Here is a 19536-nt window from a genome sequence, read left to right on the forward strand (position 1 = left end):
CTCCGCTACAGCGGCAGCTCATGGTCCGAGCGTGATTCGGGCAGGTGTCGAACCCTCGTTGGTGATGGCCCGAAACAGCGGGATACTAATCGGATGCACAGTGGTCAGAGGCAAACCCCGTCTACAACACATTCACTTTCACTGACCTCGGTGGATCGACGATGCGGCGGGTGGGTGGCTCGAAGGTGGTGGGCCAGGAGTCGAAGATGCCGGCGGAGTTGTCGGTGGTCATTGCGCGGCCGCGAGTGGTCGGCGGCCGGCGAGTTCGTCGGCGGGTGCGGGTGTCCAGCGCAGGCCGTGCTCGCCGAAGCTCGGGGCGGTGAGGGTGTAGCGGCCGGTCCGCTGTTGGGTTCCGCGTCCATGGACGGTGGTCTCGAGAGTGATCGACTTGATGCGGCCCCTCCCCTGCTCGATGCCGCCGTAGCCGATGACGGTCGATGCGATCGTGAGGTCGATGCCGGGCATGCGTCCGTCCGTGATGGCCAGGATGCTGCTGTGTCGGCGGTTGCGCGCGAGCAAAGCCCTTGCACGCGTTGGTGGTATGTCTCGTCCGTGGACGGTGGTCACGACCAAATCCAACCCGTCGAGACAGATCGAGGCGGCGTCGAGCGGATCGCCTGCCCCGGGATCGACGAGATGAACCTTCGCGAGATCCCCGCCGTGTTCGTGGACGGAGAGCAGGCTCAACCTCGGTTGGCCGATGAGGGCGACGTGGTGGCCGGCGGCGGACGCTTCGGCGATGAGGGCGATGAGCATCGATCCGGCACCGGTGACGGTGACGGCGGTTCCACGGGCCAGAGCTCGACGTGGGAGCAGAGCGGCGAGTGGCGGAGGTACGGGCATGGTCCGGAGGGTTTTGCCGCGTACAGCGGCGGTGAGCGGTTCCGGGTCGTCGTCGATGACGGGCGTGATCCGGTCGAGGGGTTCGACCCGATCGGGCGGGGCGATGGTGGGCAAGTCGGCGGGTGCATGGTCGCGGCGGCCGCCGGGGACGGTGGCCATTCGGCGGCGAAGGACGTCGAGTTGGGTGGCTTTGTCGAGTCCGGTGAGGTCGGGGATGGCGTCGGCGGTGGCCATGTGGATCGACCTTTCGCCGTGCCGGTAGGAACTACAGCCAGAGTATCGAACGGGTGTTCGACTGTCGAATGCGCTGGTGAGACAGTTCAGCGGGGTAAACGGTGGCCGTCGAGGTCGGCCGCGGTGAAGGTCCACGCGAGGTGCCGGTACAAGATCAGGGTGCGTTCGACCTGGTCGAGAGCTGTGACGACGGCCGGGTGGTCGGGGTCGTGGCCTTCATCTCGGATGGCGGCTCGGTCGTCGTGGTCCATACCCACTTGGACGCAGCCGGGCTCGAGTTGGTTCCGGCAACAGTCATTCGTGTGAATGACTGGACGAGCGTGGAGGCCGACCAGATGGGGCGGGCGGTGGCCCCGCCCGGTGTGGGCGGGGCCGTCCGGCCTAGAGCTTGAGTGGCTCGATCGGTTCGTCGGTACGGTGTTTGCCGAGCAGGCATTCCCAGGTTCGGGTGTCGAGTTGCTCGGGTGCGACCCACTGGCCCCATATCGTGGCGTGGTGCACGTCCGCGTGCAGTCCGCCCAGGTTGTGGGTGGCCATCGTTGCGCCGCGGTTGTGAGCGGCGGATGCGATGGCGGAGAGGCGATCTGGAAGCATGGCGAGATCCTTTCGAGGTTCGGATGAGACGCAGCGATCGGACGTGACGAGGGTGGCCTGTCAACCCCGAAGAGGGAGCTTGCGACCGTGGGTTGACTGGTCGGGGTCCCCGGCATGTCAGACTCGGCGTCCTCGTACGACCCCCTTGGTGACCCGTATGGGGCGACGCCGGAGGCGGCGAGGTAATGCAGTGGACGTCCACTCCCCCGCGTGACCGTCCCCGACACCCGGGTCTTTCAGTTGTGGCGGCGGTCTTCCTCGAGGCCACGGAGTCGGTCGAGTTCGGCGCGCTGCAGAGAGATTTCTTCGCGTAGGTCTGCGGCGATCGTCTTCTGTTCGTCGATGCGTTCGGTGTAGTCGCGGCGCAGCTCGACCTCGCGTTTGGTGGCGTCGGTGCGCTGCTGGGCGAGTGTTGCTGCGTTACTGCGATTGTCGTCCTGGTGTGCGGAGCGTTCGGCGGCGAGATCGGCACGCAAGCTTTTCGCTTCGGCGCGCAGCTCGGCCAGCTCGGCCTCGAGGCGGCGATCCTTCTCATCGTACCGGTCGATCACCTCGCGGTGACTGGTGTTGAGCGAAGCCACGATGGAGTCGTGAGCGTCCTCCAGGGCGCCGATTTCGGCGCGTTGGCGCGCATCGAGCTCGTCGAGAGCGCGCCGGTGTGCGGCCTTCTGCTCCTCGAGGTCGGTACGGGCCTGCGCTACTGCCTGCTCCGCTGCTTCGGTCTGCTCCCATGCGTCGGCGGCATCGGAGCGGAGCTCGTCGTTCTCGACGTCGAGGGCGTCGGCGCGGACGGTCGCAGCATGCGCGGCCGCTTCGGCGGCCGCGGCGCGCTCTTCGGCGGCGGAGACGGTGCGTGCGGTTTCGGCGCGCATCAGCTCGAGACGCTGGTCGAGGGCTTTGGGGTCCGAGACGGTGCCGATCGCGGATTCGACCCGCTGGACCAGTGCGGTGATCTGTTCGGCCTGCGTGGCCAGGGCCGGCAGGACAGCGGCGAGGGAGGCGACGGCGAGTTCGGGAGTTGCGGTGTCGGCTTCGTCGACACCGGCAACTGCCGCGCCTTTGCCGGCCTTTTCTGCTGCTCTGGCTCGGTGTGCCCGCACCCGATCGGACGCGCTGGCGTGGATGCGGGGTCGGCCTGGCTTGCGGGGCGGCTCGGCTGCGGTCATGGCCGAACTCTACCATTTCATTTCATATCGTTACGTTTCATTTCATTACGTTGCGATAACGGAATGGGAGCCAAAAAATGGGGGTCCCGGCCCCATGGTGGGACCGGGACCCCCGTGGGGGGCTGGCTCAGTGGGTGCACCAGAAGGACCCGACCGGGATGGCTGCGCCCGGCTGCCCGGCGCACCACCGGCAGGTGGTGTCGTGCTCGATCCGTCCGAGCACTCCCTCGGCCTCCTCGATGAGCAGCTCCAGCTCCAGCACGCGCGCCAGCGCGAGCGCTTCGGTGGCCCACCGAACCGCGCGCGGATCTTCGGCGGGGAGCTGAGCGGCTTCGCCGATGAGGCCGGTGATGATCTGGTGATCGTTGAGCAATTCGCAGTTCTTCATGTCAGGGACACCTTCCAAAGGTTCGGATGAGACGTCCCCGATCGACATGACGAGGGTGGCCTGTCAACCCCGAAGAGGGAGCTTGCGACCGTGGGTTGACTGGTCGGGGTCCCCGGCATGTCAGACTCGGGCGACTCGTACGACCAAAAATGGTGACCCATATGGGGCGGCCCCGAAGGGGACGTGCGGACGCGTTCACGCGACCGAATACTGTTGCACTGCAAAGTCTGTGGCCGCTTCAATAGCTCACCAGTGGCCCAGCTGTATTACTTTCCCGCAGCCTGCATGTCCGTTTCCGGGAAATCGAATGCGGCTCGAATGACCGTGTCGATGAAGAATGCGGATATCGCCGCTGGTTATCCTCGAGAAGACGAATGCGGTTGCGCATTGCGAATGTGTCGATGAAAGGTTTTCCGGCTGTGGCCAAACGAGTGACAACCCAATTGGTGGACGATATCGACGGGTCGGTCATCGACGACGATTCCGGCGAGACGATCGAGTTCGCGATCAACGGCGTCGAGTACTCGATCGACCTGAAAGCTAAGAACGCGAACGAGTTTCACAAGAAACTCGACTACTACGTCGGGCATGCGACACGGGTCGGTGGCCGCAAGCGTAAGCCCTCCCCCGCTGCCGCGTCCGCGACAGTGGCCGGCGTATCGGTCAAACGTGATCCGGAGCAGACGCGCGCGATCCGGCAGTGGGCATTCGACCAGGGCTACGAGATCAGCGAACGTGGCCGGATTCCGGCCGATATCGAAGAGGCATACAACGCCGCACACTGACGGGCGGTGAGCCGCCTGCGTCGACGCGAGCGGGCCGGGGGGTGGTGCGCCGAGCGGGGGAGCTCGAGGGGCCGCCGCAGGCCCCCTCGACCCGGGCCGGGGACGTCGAGCCGCCGGTGGCGGGCACCGTAGAGGTACCCGCTACCGGTTCCGATTCCTAGTCGGTGATGCTCTCCTGGGTGGGGGCGGTCAAGGCGTCGTAGCCCTGCTCGGGGGTGAGCGTTCCGGCTGCGACCTGCTCGACCGGGGTCAGGTCGTAACCGTGCTCGACCAGTAGGTCCAGGTAGTTGTCCTGGTTCCCGTAGCCGCTACGCTTCCACCAATCCTTGCCGGTCCCGCTCATTCGTGCCTCGTAGGCGGCGAGGATCTGCGCGAGCAGGATCACCTGCGCGCGAGTGTCGCTGGCCTTGTCGATCACCGGTGCCAGAGCATCGCGTGCGGCGCGTTCTTTCCAGTCGCCCCACCGCTCGGACGCGGGCTTGTCGACTGTGACACCGAGCAGCTCAGCGAGGTGCTCGGAGGCTTTGTTCTGGGTGAGCAGTCCCGGCTCTTCGACGAGGGTGTCGGTGATCCACTTCGCGGCACCCTTCGGCAGGGTCTTGCTGGTGAAGAACTTCGACAGAAGCTCCTTGCGGACCACGGTCGCGGCGAGCGATGCGACGTTGAGCGCCTTGGTGCGCCGCCGCGCGGCCCTCTCGGCTTCCTTCGCTGCCGCCTCGGCGGCGAGCCGCTTCTGCTCGGCCGCCTGGGCGACTGCCTCGGCGTCGGCGGGGTCCACGTCACCGGCGGGTGCGGCCAACGCGGCCGCGAGGATCGGCCCTGGCTTCACACCAGCGGCGTCGGGGTCTGCGGTGAAGTATTCCGGCACCCAGACCTCTACGGTTCCGATGTCCTTGTGGTGGTGCAGTCCGGCCTCGGGCTCTGCTGACAGGTCGTCCTCGGTGTCCCAGTCGATGCTGTCCTCTTCGATAATTTCGCCTGTGGCGGTGAGGGTGTATCGCTCTTCCTTCGACAGCCACACCGCCCAGTGCCCCGCTGCGCCGTCGATCACGGCGTCGGTCACTGGGCCACCGTCGACAGTCACCAGATCGTCTGCGCGCAGGTACGGGTCGCCGTAGGCCGGTTCTTCCTCGAGGAGGGTGAACCCTCGTTCGGCGTAGTGGATGCCTGCTTCGGCGCGGGCTTTGCGCTCGGCACGGTCGTTGAGCAAACGCTGCGCGATCCACCGGAAGTCGTACCGCGCTCCCAGGAGCTTCTCGACGGCGGCGGTGTCGCCGTCGGCGTCGAACTCCGCGACGATCGCAGCCTGGTCGAGGGTGAGCTGCCCGGCGTCGAGGGCCGCGCGGGCGGTCTGCGAACGGCCCGCTGTACCTGCGGTTTTCGCGGTCTCCCGATTGTCGTAGTGCAACGCCTTGGCGATCTTGGTGACAGAGACACCGAGATCGAGCATGTCGGTCACGGCCTTGGCGCGTTGGCCGTCGGTAAGCGCGATGCGGCAGTCGTTGGTGTTCACCTGCTTGGTGAGACGTTCGATTTCTCGATCCTTGGCCTTGCTCGCGGCGGTCCGGATCAGTACCGGCACGCTCTCGACACCGGCTTCGATCGCGGCGAGGGTACGGACCTGTCCATCGATGACGACGACCAGGTCACCGTCGCGACGCGCGAGGATCGGCACCAGCACACCGAGCTCGATGATGGAGGCGACGACCGCACGGAACTTGGCCGACTCGGTGTCGACCTCGTCGCGGACGTTCGGTCCGACCTCGAGGGCAGTGGGGTGCAGGCGGGCGTACTCCTCGCCCGCCCCCACGACCGGCGTGGTGCCGGTCGTGGGGGCTTCGGTTGCGGCGGTGGTGGTTTCGATTCTTGCGGTCATGGTGGTGTCTCTCCCTGATAGATTCTTCGGTTGGAGACACCGGGCAGTTAGGAGCTGTCCGGTGTTTCTTGTTTTCCGGGGCGGGTGCGGGCCTCGGGGGTTACTGCCGGGCGGTGGCCACGTGGTGGTGGCCTGCGAGCCGTGCGGCGTGGATTTCGGCCTCACTGGCTCCGTGTTCGCGGGCGGTGCACGCCCAGAACGCGGCCCGCTCGAGGTGCGCGTCGACGGTGGTCGAGTTCGCGTCCGATGCGGCTCGGTTGACCTGCTCGGTGTAGGCCGTGATCTGCACGAGTGCGTGGGTCTTGACCTCCGCCGGTACCTGACCGATGGCGGTCATGATCGCGGTGCGCAGTCCCACCGTCCTCGGTCCTGTGATGGTGTCGTGCATGTCGCTACTTCCCTTCTCAACTGGTGGCCTGGCCCTTTGCCCTGCCACGTTTTTTCGCCGTTTCTGGCGTGAGGAGAGAAGTCAGCGCACGGGGCCGGAGTGTCAAGGGTCGGGCCGGAAAGTTTTCAGCCGGAGGCGCTTTGAAAAGTTTCCGGAGCCCTTGGGTCGGGAGCGCAGCGGACGCCGGCGGTTGATGCGGAGGTCACGGGTGATGAATGCTCGCCGGTAGCCAGAACCGAGTGAAAAAACGTTCTTTGCTCTTGTGAGTGCGGAGCGAAGCGGAGTTCAATTCGGTGGACACCGCAGGTGGCCGGCACCGCCGGCAGGCGGGATGCGGGACCGTTGATCGACGCCGGCGGCGTGGCCACCTCCCGCCCGTGGAGCTCGCGCGGTGACTGTGCGGGAGCGACGGAAGATGGCCACGCTCAGTGTCGCGGCAGCACCTGCCCTGTCAGGGCTTCGGTACGGGCGGCCACTCGTGTGGACGTACGGAATCTGGTTGCGGCAGAAGAGGCCCGAACACGCTGTGCGGGTGACGTTCCCAATCCACCCACACATTTACCCACGATCGCGGTTCCTCGAACAACGTGGTATCGCTGCTGAACGTCACGCCCGTGAACAAAGTGCGGTCGCCTCTGAACGAAGCACCGTTGAATGAAGTGAATCGGCTACTGAACGTCGCACCCTCAAACGAGCTGTACCGGCTGCCGAACGCCGCACGATCGAAGAGGATGTACGCGCTGCTGCTGAACGTCGCACCCTCGAACGAGGTGTGCCGAGTGCCGCTAAACCTTGCACCATTGAACGAGGTATACCGGCCGCTGAACGTCGAATCCTCGAACGAGGTGCGGTCGCCGTTGAACGTCGCATCCTCGAACGAGGTGCGGTCGCCGTTGAACGTCGCATCCTGGAACGAGGTGAACTCGCTGCTGCTGAACGTCGCATCCTGGAACGAGGTGAACTCGCTGCTGCTGAACGTCGCATCCTGGAACGAGGTGAACTCGCTGCTGCTGAACGTCGCACCCGAGAACGAGGTCAACTTGCCGTCACTGAACGTCGCACCAACGAACGAGGTGCCGTTGTCGCCACTGAATGTCGCCCCCGCAAACGATGTTGTCTCACCTGCGAATACCGCGTCGCTGAAGTTCGTGTTGCGCAGGTAGGCCCCGGACAGGTCATAGTCGAACTGCGACCATGAGTGGTCGTGGTCGGGTTGGAGGTGGGCGGCGATGGTACGGGTGATGGCGTGGCGGGTGTCGAGGTCGTCGTGGGGGTATTCGTGCGTGGTGTCGGTGTAGTCGTATTTCGTGCGGTGGGTTCGGCGGGTTTCTTTACGTAGGTGGGGGTTTCGGGCTTCGCTCTGGCCAAGCAATGGCGAGCGCTGGCCACCCGCTACGACAAACTCGCGATCACCTACCGCGCCGCCGTCACCCTCTGCGCAATTCTCACCTGGCTACGCCGATTGGGAGACACGCCCTAGATGGGGGGCGGATCTCTACTAACGCGTCTTCGGTGTGGTTTCTCGATTTTTGTAGAGCGGTGCCGGCCCACGGGGGCACCGAGGACAATTGGTCGCCGGCGGCCTCCGTAGCCCCCCGGGTGCGGCCCGACGTATCAATCATCGCTACATATGACTATCATCGCATTATGACGATCAAAGACATTGGCGGTTGCCCAACCGCGGTAAGCGCGGGGACCGAACTCGACGCCGCGGTGGCGCTGTTCCACAGCCTCTCCGACGGCACACGGCTCGCGATCGTGCGCCGTCTTGCCGACGGGGAGGCCCGAGTGGCGGACCTGGTGGGCGAACTCGGACTGGCCCAGTCCACGGTATCGGCGCACGTGGCGTGCCTGCGCGACTGCCACCTTGTCGAGGGCCGGCCGCAAGGGCGGCAGGTGTTCTACTCCCTCGCTCGCCCGGAGCTGATGGACCTGCTCGCCTCCGCCGAGACTCTGCTGGCCGCCACGGGGAACGCGGTCGCGCTATGCCTGAACTACGGCACCGATACCGGAGAGCAGTCGTGAGCGACGCCTGCGGCTGCGGCCCCGACGAACCCGGTGCCGACCAGGCGCAGGAGCCGGCGAGGTTCTGGCAGGTCACCGAGATCCGTGCCGCGGTGATCGCCGGGGTGCTGCTGGTGGCCGGGTACGCCGTCGCCTGGGCTGGCGGGCCGCCCGCGGCCGAGCTGACCCTGCAGGCCGCAGTGCTGCTGATCGCCGGCTACACCTTTGTCCCTTCGACACTCAGACGCCTGGCCAAGGGCAAGATCGGCGTCGGCACACTGATGACGATCGCTGCCGTCGGCGCGGTGCTGCTCGGCGCCGTCGGCGAGGCCGCGATGCTCGCGTTCCTGTTCACCATCAGCGAGGGCCTCGAGGAATATGCCGTCGCCCGCACCCGCCGCGGCCTGCGCGCCCTACTCTCCCTCGTCCCGGACACCGCCACCGTGCGGCGGGGCGGCCGCGAGCAGACCGTCGCCCCGGCGCAGCTGTGGCTTGGGGAAACGATGATCGTCAAGCCCGGCGAGCGACTCGCCACCGACGGCATCATCCGCAGCGGGCGCACTGCCCTGGACACCTCGGCGATCACAGGCGAGTCGATGCCTGTCGAGGCCGGGCCAGGGGCCGAGGTGTTCGCCGGATCGATCAACGGCACAGGTGCCCTAGAGGTTGAGGTCACGGCAGGTGCCGAGGACAACTCGTTGGCCAAGATCGTGCGGATCGTCGAGGCCGAGCAGTCTCGCAAGGGCGAGGCACAGCGCCTGGCCGACAAGATCGCGAAGCCGCTGGTCCCGGGCGTGATGATCGCTGCCGTGGTTATTGCCGCTGTTGGCAGCCTGTTTGGGGATCCGCTGGTGTGGATTGAGCGGGCACTGGTTGTGCTGGTCGCCGCGTCCCCGTGCGCGTTGGCGATCGCGATCCCGGTGACGGTGGTCGCCGCGATCGGTGCCGCCAGCAAGTTCGGTGTTCTGATCAAGGGCGGCGCGGCGCTGGAAGCCCTCGGCCGGATCCGCGGTGTCGCCGTGGACAAGACCGGCACCCTGACCCGTAATCGGCCCGAGGTCATCGAGGTCGCCGCCACCGGCGGTGCCACCGAAGCCGAGGTGCTGGCAGTTGCCGCCGCGCTGGAGGCGCGCAGCGAGCACCCCCTCGCTCGGGCGATCCTCGCCGCTGTCGACAACGTCGTTCCGGCGGAGGAGGTCGATGCTGTCGTCGGCGCGGGGCTGACTGGCCGCGTCGATGGTGTTGCAGCCCGGTTGGGCAGGCCCGGGTGGGTCGACCCCGGCCCCCTGGCAGGGGATATCGAGCGGATGCAGCATGCCGGTGCCACCGCGGTGCTGATCGAACGCGGCGGCGTGGTGATCGGGGCGGTCGCGGTGCGCGATGAGCTGCGCCCGGAGGCCCGCGAGGTCGTGGCCGAGCTGCAAAGGAGCGGCTACACCGTCGCGATGCTCACCGGCGACAACGAACGCACCGCCCGCGCCCTGGCCGCAGAGGTCGGCATCGACGAGGTGCACGCGGACTTGCGGCCCGAGGACAAGGCCCGCATCGTCGCTGCTCTACGCGCGGATCGGCCGACAGCGATGGTCGGGGACGGCGTCAACGACGCCCCGGCGCTGGCCACCGCGGATCTGGGGATCGCGATGGGCGCGATGGGTGCCGACGTCGCGATCGAGACCGCGGATATCGCATTGATGGGCGAGGATCTGCGCCACCTGCCCCAGGCCCTGGGGCATGCACGCCGCTCGCGTCGGATCATGCTGCAGAACGTCGGCCTGTCCTTGGCGATCATCACGGTGCTGATGCCGCTCGCGTTGTTCGGGGTTCTGGGGCTGGCGGCGGTAGTGCTCGTCCATGAGGTCGCCGAGATCGTCGTCATCGCCAACGGTGTCCGGGCGGGCCGCGCGCGAAAAATCTTGGCCATGCCCACAACCCCTCGGGTGCTTGAACCGGTCGGCGGAGCCCGGTCATGATTGATGCCGAAAGCATGAAGCCGCCGTCAGCGGCCGTGCCCCGGCGGGGCACGGGCCGACGTTGGCTCCTGGTCGTCGCCAGCCTCTTGGTTACGGCGGCGCTCATTGTTGATCCGATGGCCCGCTCCGGCCTCGCTGGCGGGCGAACCATCGGGCTTGGGGTGCTGGACCTGCGGCTGGCTTATAACAGCGGGGTCGCGTTCAGTCTCGGCGCGCAGCTCCCCACCATCGTGATCGTGGCGGTGACCGCCGCTGTGACCGCTGGTATCGGTGTGTTCGCCTGGCGCACCGCACCCGGCAGCCCGAGGCTCCAGAGCGTCGGGCTCGCCGCGATCGTCTCCGGTGCCGCCGCCAACGTCATCGACCGGATCCTCGATGGCAAGGTCACCGACTATTTCCACACAGGCTGGTGGCCCACCTTCAATCTCGCCGACGTCTACATCACCGGCGGCGTCCTGCTCGTGATCTGCGCACTATTCCTCGACACCACCACCAGCAAGGAGCCCACGCCATGAGCGGAATGCCCGAGCATCTGCGCCAGGCTTACACCGCGGAGATGGTCGCCGCCCGCGATACCGGCGAGGCCGACGAACGGTGGCATCACCTCGAACGCGCCCACATCATCTCCCAGCCCTACCTGTGGCCGCACACCCGCAATCACATCGCCATGCTCGGACTCGCCCTGCACCAACGTGACCGCCGCGAGGCGCTCGGCCAGATCGTTCGCATCGTCGTCGCCGCACCCGGCTCGGCCCTCGGCCGCTACCCCGAGGGCAACACCGGCCGTACCCGTGCCGGGCTCATGACGACGATGCCCCTCTCGGCCGAGATGGCAGTGATCCTGGCGCAGTCGCCCTAGCGGGTATCTTCACGGGAACCGTCGCCCGCCAAGGCAGGGGGCTCTCACACTCTGCGAGCTAGATTCGGCTCCGCAGGACCTGGGCCAGCTGCTCGACGGTGGGCGATCCGGCCAGTCCGGTCCCCGTCGGGTAGACGCGGCACGCGAACTCGGTCACCGCCGGCGCCCCAGCGAATGCGTCCGTGCCATCGATCAGGATCGTTGGGGAACCGGCGAACGGCAGCGCCGCAGCCTCCTCCTCTGTCTCGATCCGCCGATAGCCGATCGTCACATCGGACAACCCGACCGTGTCAGCCGCCGCCTGGACCCGGTCGGCCGCGTCCTGCCAGTTCGGGCAGCCATCGAAATACAGAATCTCCACCTTCATACCTAGATCCTGCCCCTTGCTATGTGCGCTGACAATCGGGCCGTCCTGCGGCACCCGTTATGGGTAGCGGCACTTTTCAGGTGGTACGAATGTGCCCGATTCGGTGGGCGACCTGGCTTCAAACCGCCGCGTCGAAGTGAACCAACAGCGTATCTGGCGACGTCGGCGTCTGCCAGCGCTGCGAGCACGATGCCGACCTGGTCGCCGTGTAGGTCAGCCGATTCGGCCCATGATGCGGCGGCGATGCTGTTTCCGGTGCCGCCAGGCGGCAGCCAGAACATCGTCTCGAATAGGGCAACGTCGTTGCCGGAGCCCATAGCAGTCGCCTGGCCGCAGGCCAGGAACTATCAGCGGGAGCTACGGCGGCAGAGGCGAGTCCCATCACCTGCTTGCTGCAGTATTTCGCGTGGCCCTGCTCGTGTCGAGTGCGGGACGAACCCGAGACGCCCGCGCGAATGAACTGCACCGGGTGTCGGGAACCTGGCGCTAAGTTCCATCCCTGCCACGTAAGGGGCGTAAATGGCGGTCGGGTAGCTGCTCCAGCCGGAGAAGTGCGGCGGCGAGTTGGGTGCTCAATATGCCGTTGAGCTCCCTCTCTGCAGCCAGATCTTGGCGAAGTTTTGCGACAGCGGAGGTCTCCTCTGTCTGCTGAGCTGCGGACACTGGAGCGATCTGCTTCGAGATCTGGGCGACCAGATCACGAATGTCGGTGTGCTTGTGTGTGAGGGAAGTTCTCGCCAGACCCGCTTCCTCCGCAAGGGCCTTGGCGCTGAGCTTTCCCGAACTGTTCTTCGCTTGGCCATCGAGCAGTCGTCCGAGCGCAGCGATCAGTGCGTCCCGTTCAGCTGCGTCATCCCCGCGTCGGGTCACGTGGCTTCCCCCTCCCTCCCAGGGTGTCTGCCGATCTGGCGCGTCAGGAGTTCTGCCCGTTGTCGATTGCGCATGGCAAGTGGCTCGGGCAGAGACTCGGCCTCAGCGAGCAGGTCATCGCGCTCTCTTGCCTTCGCTGAGACGTGCTGATCGAGCATGGCGATGTTGGGGCAGTTGCTTTGACAATTTGTCAGATCGGGCGTTTGCGTGGCGTCATCCTTGGGCGGGCGATCGACCTGGCACGCAGCCGTGCTCGGGTTGTAGATGCAGACGACGTGCGCGTTCGGGTTGTCGTAGATCAAGTGCAGACGGCTGTTTCGGAACCGCTTGAGTTCGGCTTCGCTGCGAACCTGTCCGGCAAACTGTTCCTGGAAGCTGCTGAGCCCGTCGGCAAGGCGGTCTGCGGCGGGGCCGCTGATCTGCTCGTCATGGCTCCATGCCTCCGTCAGGTCTTGAAGGCGGTCCCAGTTGGACATCAGCCGATCGAATTCGACCTCGTCCGGGAAGTCTGATTCGGCACGTCCTGCGTAGCCCAGTGATGTGACGGAGCTAAGGTGGCCGTACTGGATGCCGAGGGCGATTTCACCACCGGGTTGGTTTGCGATATGCCAGGCCAGGGTGCGGCGAAGCCTGCTCAATGAGACGACTTCATCGTTCTCGATGTCGTCGAATACCAAGGAAGAGCCTCTATTCACGGCTCCTTCGCTACTCGCCTTCAATCGGATGGGCAAGCGGTCGCCACGGTGGGCGTGCTGGTTCCACTTCGTGATCAACCTCTTGATTCCAGCAGAGGCCATGGTCGTCGAAATCAGAGCGCCGCGTCGTGATCTCTCACAGTCTGGTGTTCGCTTGACCACCGCGAATAGGTACTCGCTGTTGGGGTTTGATCAGTTGTAGTGCTTCGATAGCGCGGGCGGCCGGCTCGATGGTGATCCAGGGCTGTTGTCTCCGCCGACCGGCGGTGGCAGCCTGCCCGTCCTCATCGAGCACATTCTTGAAGGTGCGTCCCCAGATTCGGTATCTGCTGGCGGTGCTCGACAGGTCGTCTTCGAGGGGGCCCGTGCTTTCCAGGCAGTCGTGTCCGAGGTGCAATAACTCGCTGGGGCGCATGCCGGTCAGATAGCCGACAATGAGCATCGCAGATGTGCGCACGTCGCCGATGTCGAACGCCCGCACATAATTGGTAGCTTGCTTGAAGGCCGCGAATTGCTCCGGAGTAACGGCCTGTCCCTTGCCAGCGGGGACGGACAGGTCGTTGTCCTGCGCCCAACGTCGGGCCTTCCATCGGGCAGATTGGCTTCCCAAGTCGAGGGCCCCACTGAGGTACTCATCGACGAGAGCCATGCTCGCGTGCAGGAGATCGGCCATCACGTCCGGCGGGATGGGCTCGGTTCGGTTCTCGTATTGGCCTCGGGTGTCGCCTATCCAGTTTGTGAGATCGCGGTCGAACCACGGTGGTTGGACCAGGTGGAGCGGGCCGGGATGGTCTATGTTGTGCACCCAGATGCGGCACAGGAAGCTGAGGATGGCGCCCTTGAAACTGCGGCCGGAAGACGAGTCTGCGATCTCCGCCGCGTACTCCTCCCAGGTTTCCGTGGTGATCTCGGCGAACTGCTCGTACCCGCGTGCCGACAGCCATTGGGTGAGAGCGCAGAGCCGGTAGTAGGCAGCCTGCACTGATCCTGGCGAAATCATCCGCCGGCGAATCTTGGCGCTAGCGCGGAGCATGGGGGTATTGAGGATGTTGAAGATATATATCTTCGTGGCGTTCCTGAACGGCTCGGGAACCGTATTGAAGTTGAGATTCATCGATGCCAGGTGGTCCGCGTGATCGATGTGGTGCAGCGGCCACACATCGTCCGCGAATACGGTTATCGGCTGGTCTGTAACGTCGCTGCGGCGTTCGTGGGTGGCAAACACGCGGGCGGAGGAGGACGGCACGACCGCGCGTGAGCCGCGGTCGGGGAAGGTCGCAGACGGATTGTTCGACAGGCCGGTGGTCATCGCGTTTCTCTGAGTCATCGAGTGTCCCACTCTCGTCTCATTAGTCGTTCGACGGCGTTCCGGTCACCCGCGGTGACCGTGTCGCGTGCCCGCTTGAGATCGTCTGGGGAGAAGTAGGGTCCGGGGCTGGTCAGGCTTCGTATTCTGGCGTAGTGAGCCTGATAGCGGGTTGACCATGTGTGCTCATCCGTCGTCGCACGGAGGAGCTCGAAATGATCGAGCAGAGCCACGACCCGAGGGAGGTGGCGCCGGAGTATGACTGCATTTTTGCAGGCGAAGCAGGTGAGAAACGACGCCTCACATGGCGATCCCGTCGCCGGGTTCGATGTGGGGTCCTGGCAGGCTGCCGCGACGGTGTCCCGATGGCCGGCATTGAGGGCATCGAGCACACCGAGGTTGGCGGCGATCGGGGCTTCGGCGGCGGTGGCGAAGTCTCGGGACGTGACACGTGCCTGCACGTCATCGAGTGCGGCCTCGAGCCCGGCGGCGATAGCTTCCTGTGCGTCTTGACGGACTCGGGGGTCCTGCAGGGCATATTCGGTGTTGGTCGCGGCGGTGTGGCCTTGCGGATGGACCTGGGTCACGAAATAGTGGCGGAGTGCCCTTGCTGTGGCGAAGTCAAGTTCAGGGTGGTCCTTGCGCCAGCCGGCAAGATGGGCCAAAACGGTTCGCAAATGTACGTCAGCGAGGGTGAATAGTGGGATGCCGGATGGTGTCTGCCGTCCTGAGTTGAGGCCGCCAGATAAGACCACTAGAACCGCATCGGTCGGGTGCCCCACGGAGGCCAAGGTGCGCCGTGCGCCTTCGGTCGCCTCGAGCAGCATCATGATCATTCTCGCCTTAGACCGGGCGCCGTTGTCGAAGTAGGTCTCGGACCAAGTGCTCACGGCACCGCGGCGGGGTTTTGTGAGGGTGACGCGGAGATGCACCGGCTCGCTGCCATCACGGGCGTCGACTCGACTGATGTCGGATGTGGTGAGATTCAGGGCCACGCTGAGGTTCCATCCACAGGTGATCGTCAAGCCCATGACCGCGGCGGCACCCTCGCCTGCGGTGAGATACAGCGCTTTGTAGGCCAGGTACGGCGTTCGTTTGGTGGCGCTGCCATTCAGCCGCTTGAGCACAGTCGGTGGAATCACACGAAGACTAGGCGACGAAGGGTAGCGGCGGGCAATATCGCCGGTCCGGGCGATCTCGTCGAGAGTCTGGGCGTAAAGGTAGTCATCTGAATCCGGTGTGATGCGTCCGGCACGGAAGTCGTCGACGAGCATCCATGACGCGGTAACACGGGCCTTGGCCGCCCGCAGGGTTTCGAAGCAGGTGGCGCGCAGAGTCTCGATCTGGGCGTCGCTGAGAACGATACCGCTGACCTCAGCAGGAGATCTTCCGACGTATCCTGTTTCGATGGCGTGGAGGGCGCTCTCGGTGATGCCCGGAAGAACTCGGAGGACGGCCTTCACCGACTGCCCGTAGGCTGAACGCACCGACGGACTCATAGACAGAAGAAATGAGTTCCACTGGGAAGCCTGCAGATCCGATGGCCGGTCGAGGGGGACCGTGCGTAGGAGCGCCTTGACAGCGCGGAACCCAAGTTCGACGGTTGCCTTAGAGTTCCAAGTGCCATCGCCAGAGACGAGTTCGCTGAAACGCACGGCCAACACTCGCTGGAACTCAGGACCGCAATCCAGGGTGTCGAAGCGCAGCACGAAATCGTGGGTTGGCCGGCGGTATTCGGCAAGGCGCAAGGTGAGCGGGCCATCGAATGAACAGATCAACTGCCGACTCCGATCGGGCTGTCGATGACGCGCTCATCTGATTGAGCGATAAGCGCTAGGGCCTCGTCCAGTTGAGTGGGGGCTTGCTCCGTCGCCGCGAGGAACCAGTCCCATTCAAGAGCCAGTACTGGTGCTAAGTAGTGGTCTCTGGTCACCTGTAGGTTCTTGTGCCCGAGGAGGTTCTGCACGCGCAGCCAGATATTGCCTTCCTCGATGAGGCTCCGGAGGCCCGCCTGACTCACTCGATCTTGCTGCCGCAACGACATCATCGCGGACAGCGCGAAGACGTGAAGCGCGAAGGAATGTCGCAGCATGTGTGGATGGACGTAGATCGAGTCGTCATCGTCGATCTGCAGGGAACCGTGCGACACCCGGGACGAGGCCGCCATCCGGTCGGATGCCTCACTGAAGACGTCATTCCACGACGTGGGCTGGAGCGGACGGCCGTGCTGTCCGAGCCACAGTGCCAGCGGACGTCGACGCCCCTCCGAATCGAGACCGAACGTCCGAGCCCGATGCGACCAATCCAACTCATCGAGGTTGAATTGGACGGTCTCGCCGCTCTCGGTGTCGTCCACGGTGACTTTGGTCGCGAGCCCATTCCGGCGGGATACCCTCTGCACGATCAGCGCATTGGGGACCTCCTCGTAGACGCCGGACGCCAGGCCAGCGGCCTCGTCCAATACGCGCATCTGGGACACGTACTCGTTGATTGTCGCCAGCACTTCTCGGCCGAGGTAGAAGATCCGGCCACGCTCGGGGCTGTTCTTCGAAAGGGCTCCGGGGACCCGCCCCTTGAAGAGACGACTCGTGATCTGCGCTGTGGGAACTTCAACGAGGAGCAATCCCGCCGCTTCGGAGCGACGCATCCCGCTGCTGTAGAGAAGGTCCGCGTAGGCGGCATTGCGGTCCCTCATGACCATGCTCTCGGCCCGGGCGGCACCCACCCCGAGCAGTGCCTCGCTTCGCCAGCGCTGGTACGCACGTCGCGTAAGCCAATTCACGTCAGCCAGTACCTGGCCACGCGTCACGTTGATGTTGCCGGTCGGGACCGGGTTCGACGACACCGCATCGTGATCGGCGGCGTAACCGTAGAGGGACATGAGCGCCGCGCGGTTGCGCACGATGGTGCTCGCCGACACTCCTCGCTGTATCGCCCCCCGCCGAATTACTGTGGCGTCCGTGCGCCGCCACTGGAAGTATGCAGTCACGTCTCCGCGCCTGACGTCCAGCCACGAGAGTCCGTCCCGCTGGTCGCCAAGGTATCCGAAGTATGCCGCCACATCACTTGCGTAGTTCATGGCGGTGTGCTCGTTGTGAAAGTGGTGAGCCCAGGAGACCACGACGGGGTCCATGTGGCCATCTGCAGTCAAGGGGATGTGCAGGGGTGTGCCGCGTCGCGTCCACTGGCGGTTTGCCTGGACCGCCTCGCTGAGCCAGGGCGCTGGATTTTGGCTGGCGCCGAGGAGCCTGAGATCTACCTGCATTACTCGGGCATGGTTGCTCACTCGGACTCGCACCTCCACCGGTCGGGCATGGCTCAGATCTTAGCACCCAACAGTCGGCGATCCGATATAAGCGACACGATGTGGTCGATCTGGACGTCGCTCGAGGTGTCGGAACCACGGACGAAGCTGATGGAGGCGGCGGTGTAGACATCGGCCAGGGTGCCGGACTGCACCGTGCACCCGTTGGAACCCGGCTTGAGGGTGATGTCGATGAGGTCGCGACGTAGAAGATCGTTCCTAGTGTCGCAGCCGTTGCGGCCACCGTCGACGTCGACGTCGTCGGTCCAGGCTTGGCCAAACATGTCTCGGTCGTACCCGGTTTTCGGGGCGCGTCCCTTGATCGGCAGGGTGGCCAGCATGCGCAGCGCCGCAGTGACGGTGTCCGTGTTATCTAGTGTCGGCCCGGGTGTCGTCGGGTCGGAACTCGCGGCTGCCGGCGGCGCGTAGCTGCTGGTGGAGACGATCGAGGTGCCGGTCGTTGTTGCGGAGGTCACCACTGCGGCCTGCGCAGCGCTGTCCGTGGTCCCCGTCTGATCGACGCAACCGACGATCAGCAAGACGGACAGCACTGCGCCGGTAACCCACGGCAACTTCCGTCGGCCCTTCGGTACGTGCGGTGCGGTCGGCGGATATTCGAGATCGGACACAGCGGTACTCTCCTATGGGTAAAACGTGGACGCGCGAGGTCCATCGACAACGTATCGGGCACAACTGGCGGCTGGCTACTTGCGCAAAATCCGCGCCGCGCTTCAGCTGATGGCGTAGCCGAGCTACTGGGCGGCGGTGGAAGTGTCACCGACTCCGTCTGCCAATACCCAATTAGCGGCCTGATCACGTGGGCGGCTTGCTCAATCGCTTTGGCGGTGGCCAGATAAGTAGTCCGGCCGAAAAGCGACCGATTTCCGGGGCACTTGCGGCATATACGGCGACTTCAGCTGGTGGCCGCGATCTGGCGTGTGTTCGGATCGCGTGGTCCGGGGTCTTGAAAGCGGTATCGATAGTGCTGTTGTTACGGAAACGCCGTCCGGGGCTGGGTCGCGCGAGAACATTGCCGATAGCTACGTGCCCCGCATCCTCATTACGTCTTTGACTTTACTGAGGTGGGATTCTCGCTGGGTGTGAGCACCACGCTCGTCAGCCTGTACGCGTCACGGCCAGAGCCCTGGCGGTCAATTGAACAAGGAACTCTGAATCGTCAGGGTGTGGAGCCGTCCGGGGCGATCTAACGCTAATTCTGAACGTACGAATTGTATTCGGGGCAGTATGCGGTGACCGCGATTCCAACGAAGTCGTTTGCGTCCGCCCGCGTGTAGCCACCGGTCTGCTGGGCGATTTCCGATGCCGCGACGATTGCGCCGCCGGGATCAGGCGAATCGCCAATAACACGGCACGTCGTTTTCGCAGTCGACACCGCCTGGGAGAAGGACGAGAAGCTTATGTCGTAATCGATGAGTGTCTGCACGAATGCACCATCCAAAGACGATCCAGATCCTGACGAAGCACGAGGGACCGCGGTCGACGGTGCTGTGTAAGTGGGAGCCGTAGGTGCAGGCCGCCGAGCCGACGATTCGGCCGCCGCTGCGGCATAATCCGCCATGTTCTTCGCGATTTCGGAAGAGCTGGCAGCCAACTCGGACGAACTCGGGTGGTCATCGAAGATAGGTTTGATCGATTGCCAGTTCGAGCCGACGATCAAGACTACCGCGATGGTCACGAGAAATAGCCCACCCAGGACCATTTCACGCTTGAGAGAGTCGTTCGTTGCCTTGCTCAAAATTCTCCGTCCGAGAGGATGCCGACCCGACCTGTTTGATCGACTTCCGGCTGCACGTCGTTACCTTGGCGGAAGCGGAGTGCAGTCGTTCCCCGAGGTCGATCTCGCGGCATCGCCAGTCGCGTGACCCC

The 19536-nt window shown here is 64.9% G+C and carries 22 protein-coding genes; 7 read left to right on the forward strand and 15 right to left on the reverse strand.

Going from position 1 to position 19536, the window contains the following annotated elements; genetic code table 11:
* Nucleotides 1-228 precede the first annotated feature (228 nt).
* The 5 genes from J1M81_RS03375 to J1M81_RS03395 all read right to left on the reverse strand — a co-directional run bounded on the left by J1M81_RS03375 (nucleotide 229) and on the right by J1M81_RS03395 (nucleotide 3225).
* Nucleotides 229-1077, reverse strand: a complete 849-nt coding sequence (locus J1M81_RS03375; protein ID WP_206497599.1) for a hypothetical protein — start codon at nucleotides 1075-1077, stop codon at nucleotides 229-231.
* A gap of 86 nt (nucleotides 1078-1163) precedes the next feature.
* Nucleotides 1164-1328, reverse strand: coding sequence for a hypothetical protein (locus J1M81_RS03380; protein WP_206497600.1), 165 nt, complete (start codon nucleotides 1326-1328; stop codon nucleotides 1164-1166).
* 130 nt (nucleotides 1329-1458) lie between these two features.
* Nucleotides 1459-1671, reverse strand: coding sequence for a hypothetical protein (locus J1M81_RS03385; protein WP_206497601.1), 213 nt, complete (start codon nucleotides 1669-1671; stop codon nucleotides 1459-1461).
* Between the two features lie 236 nt (nucleotides 1672-1907).
* The gene (locus tag J1M81_RS03390) at nucleotides 1908-2837 is read right to left on the reverse strand and encodes a hypothetical protein (RefSeq protein ID WP_206497602.1); all 930 of its coding nucleotides are present in this window, start codon (nucleotides 2835-2837) and stop codon (nucleotides 1908-1910) included.
* Nucleotides 2838-2964: 127 nt separating this feature from the next.
* Nucleotides 2965-3225 carry a hypothetical protein gene (locus J1M81_RS03395; RefSeq protein ID WP_094659240.1) on the reverse strand — a complete coding sequence of 87 codons (261 nt, stop codon included), beginning with the start codon at nucleotides 3223-3225 and terminating at the stop codon, nucleotides 2965-2967.
* Nucleotides 3226-3644: 419 nt separating this feature from the next.
* Between J1M81_RS03395 and J1M81_RS03400 the strand changes: the two genes are divergently transcribed.
* Nucleotides 3645-4010 (forward strand): Lsr2 family protein, encoded by a 366-nt coding sequence (locus J1M81_RS03400; protein WP_206497603.1) that lies wholly within the window; start codon nucleotides 3645-3647, stop codon nucleotides 4008-4010.
* Between the two features lie 157 nt (nucleotides 4011-4167).
* Here J1M81_RS03400 and J1M81_RS03405 read toward each other — a convergent pair whose 3' ends face one another.
* Together J1M81_RS03405 and J1M81_RS03410 are read right to left on the reverse strand one after the other, a co-directional pair.
* Nucleotides 4168-5886, reverse strand: coding sequence for a ParB/RepB/Spo0J family partition protein (locus J1M81_RS03405; protein WP_206497604.1), 1719 nt, complete (start codon nucleotides 5884-5886; stop codon nucleotides 4168-4170).
* Nucleotides 5887-5986: 100 nt separating this feature from the next.
* Nucleotides 5987-6274, reverse strand: coding sequence for a hypothetical protein (locus J1M81_RS03410; RefSeq protein WP_206497605.1), 288 nt, complete (start codon nucleotides 6272-6274; stop codon nucleotides 5987-5989).
* Nucleotides 6275-7074: 800 nt separating this feature from the next.
* On the opposite strand from J1M81_RS03410, the gene J1M81_RS26125 reads away from it, so the two are divergent.
* The 6 genes from J1M81_RS26125 to J1M81_RS03440 all read left to right on the forward strand — a co-directional run bounded on the left by J1M81_RS26125 (nucleotide 7075) and on the right by J1M81_RS03440 (nucleotide 11107).
* Complete coding sequence (locus tag J1M81_RS26125) at nucleotides 7075-7437, forward strand: hypothetical protein (RefSeq protein WP_241257667.1); 363 nt, start codon at nucleotides 7075-7077, stop codon at nucleotides 7435-7437.
* 176 nt (nucleotides 7438-7613) lie between these two features.
* On the forward strand, nucleotides 7614-7754 hold the full coding sequence (locus J1M81_RS03420; RefSeq protein ID WP_206497607.1) for a transposase: 141 nt from the start codon (nucleotides 7614-7616) through the stop codon (nucleotides 7752-7754).
* A 167-nt stretch (nucleotides 7755-7921) separates the two neighbouring features.
* Nucleotides 7922-8299: a helix-turn-helix transcriptional regulator gene (locus J1M81_RS03425; protein WP_206492269.1), complete on the forward strand. Its 378-nt coding sequence runs from the start codon at nucleotides 7922-7924 to the stop codon at nucleotides 8297-8299.
* Nucleotides 8296-10248 (forward strand): cation-translocating P-type ATPase, encoded by a 1953-nt coding sequence (locus J1M81_RS03430; RefSeq protein WP_206497608.1) that lies wholly within the window; start codon nucleotides 8296-8298, stop codon nucleotides 10246-10248. The genes J1M81_RS03425 and J1M81_RS03430 overlap by 4 nt, the downstream gene beginning before the upstream one ends.
* A complete protein-coding gene (gene lspA / locus J1M81_RS03435; protein WP_241257668.1) occupies nucleotides 10245-10763 on the forward strand; it encodes a signal peptidase II in 519 nt (172 codons plus the stop codon). The genes J1M81_RS03430 and lspA overlap by 4 nt, the downstream gene beginning before the upstream one ends.
* A complete protein-coding gene (locus J1M81_RS03440) occupies nucleotides 10760-11107 on the forward strand; it encodes a DUF3703 domain-containing protein (RefSeq protein WP_206497609.1) in 348 nt (115 codons plus the stop codon). Before lspA ends, J1M81_RS03440 begins: the two co-directional genes overlap by 4 nt.
* A 58-nt stretch (nucleotides 11108-11165) precedes the next feature.
* On the opposite strand, the gene J1M81_RS03445 is transcribed toward J1M81_RS03440, so the two are convergent.
* The 8 genes from J1M81_RS03445 to J1M81_RS03480 all read right to left on the reverse strand — a co-directional run bounded on the left by J1M81_RS03445 (nucleotide 11166) and on the right by J1M81_RS03480 (nucleotide 19405).
* Entirely contained in the window at nucleotides 11166-11474 is a 309-nt protein-coding gene (locus tag J1M81_RS03445; protein ID WP_206492267.1) for an alkylmercury lyase, read from the reverse strand.
* 486 nt (nucleotides 11475-11960) lie between these two features.
* Entirely contained in the window at nucleotides 11961-12344 is a 384-nt protein-coding gene (locus J1M81_RS03450) for a hypothetical protein (RefSeq protein WP_206492266.1), read from the reverse strand.
* Nucleotides 12341-13021, reverse strand: coding sequence for a hypothetical protein (locus J1M81_RS03455; protein ID WP_206497610.1), 681 nt, complete (start codon nucleotides 13019-13021; stop codon nucleotides 12341-12343). Before J1M81_RS03455 ends, J1M81_RS03450 begins: the two co-directional genes overlap by 4 nt.
* 154 nt (nucleotides 13022-13175) lie before the next feature.
* Complete coding sequence (locus J1M81_RS03460) at nucleotides 13176-14348, reverse strand: hypothetical protein (protein ID WP_206497611.1); 1173 nt, start codon at nucleotides 14346-14348, stop codon at nucleotides 13176-13178.
* 14 nt (nucleotides 14349-14362) lie between these two features.
* Nucleotides 14363-16123 carry a hypothetical protein gene (locus J1M81_RS03465; protein WP_206492264.1) on the reverse strand — a complete coding sequence of 587 codons (1761 nt, stop codon included), beginning with the start codon at nucleotides 16121-16123 and terminating at the stop codon, nucleotides 14363-14365.
* The gene (locus tag J1M81_RS03470) at nucleotides 16120-17478 is read right to left on the reverse strand and encodes a site-specific integrase (protein WP_206492263.1); all 1359 of its coding nucleotides are present in this window, start codon (nucleotides 17476-17478) and stop codon (nucleotides 16120-16122) included. The genes J1M81_RS03465 and J1M81_RS03470 overlap by 4 nt, the downstream gene beginning before the upstream one ends.
* Nucleotides 17479-17663: 185 nt before the next feature.
* Nucleotides 17664-18278 (reverse strand): hypothetical protein, encoded by a 615-nt coding sequence (locus J1M81_RS03475; protein WP_230558417.1) that lies wholly within the window; start codon nucleotides 18276-18278, stop codon nucleotides 17664-17666.
* A gap of 581 nt (nucleotides 18279-18859) precedes the next feature.
* The gene (locus J1M81_RS03480; RefSeq protein WP_157225913.1) at nucleotides 18860-19405 is read right to left on the reverse strand and encodes a DUF732 domain-containing protein; all 546 of its coding nucleotides are present in this window, start codon (nucleotides 19403-19405) and stop codon (nucleotides 18860-18862) included.
* Between the last annotated feature and the right edge of the window lie 131 nt (nucleotides 19406-19536).

It is taken from the genome of Rhodococcus sp. KRD175 (assembly GCF_017168275.1).
In the GTDB taxonomy this organism is placed as follows: domain Bacteria; phylum Actinomycetota; class Actinomycetes; order Mycobacteriales; family Mycobacteriaceae; genus Rhodococcoides; species Rhodococcoides fascians.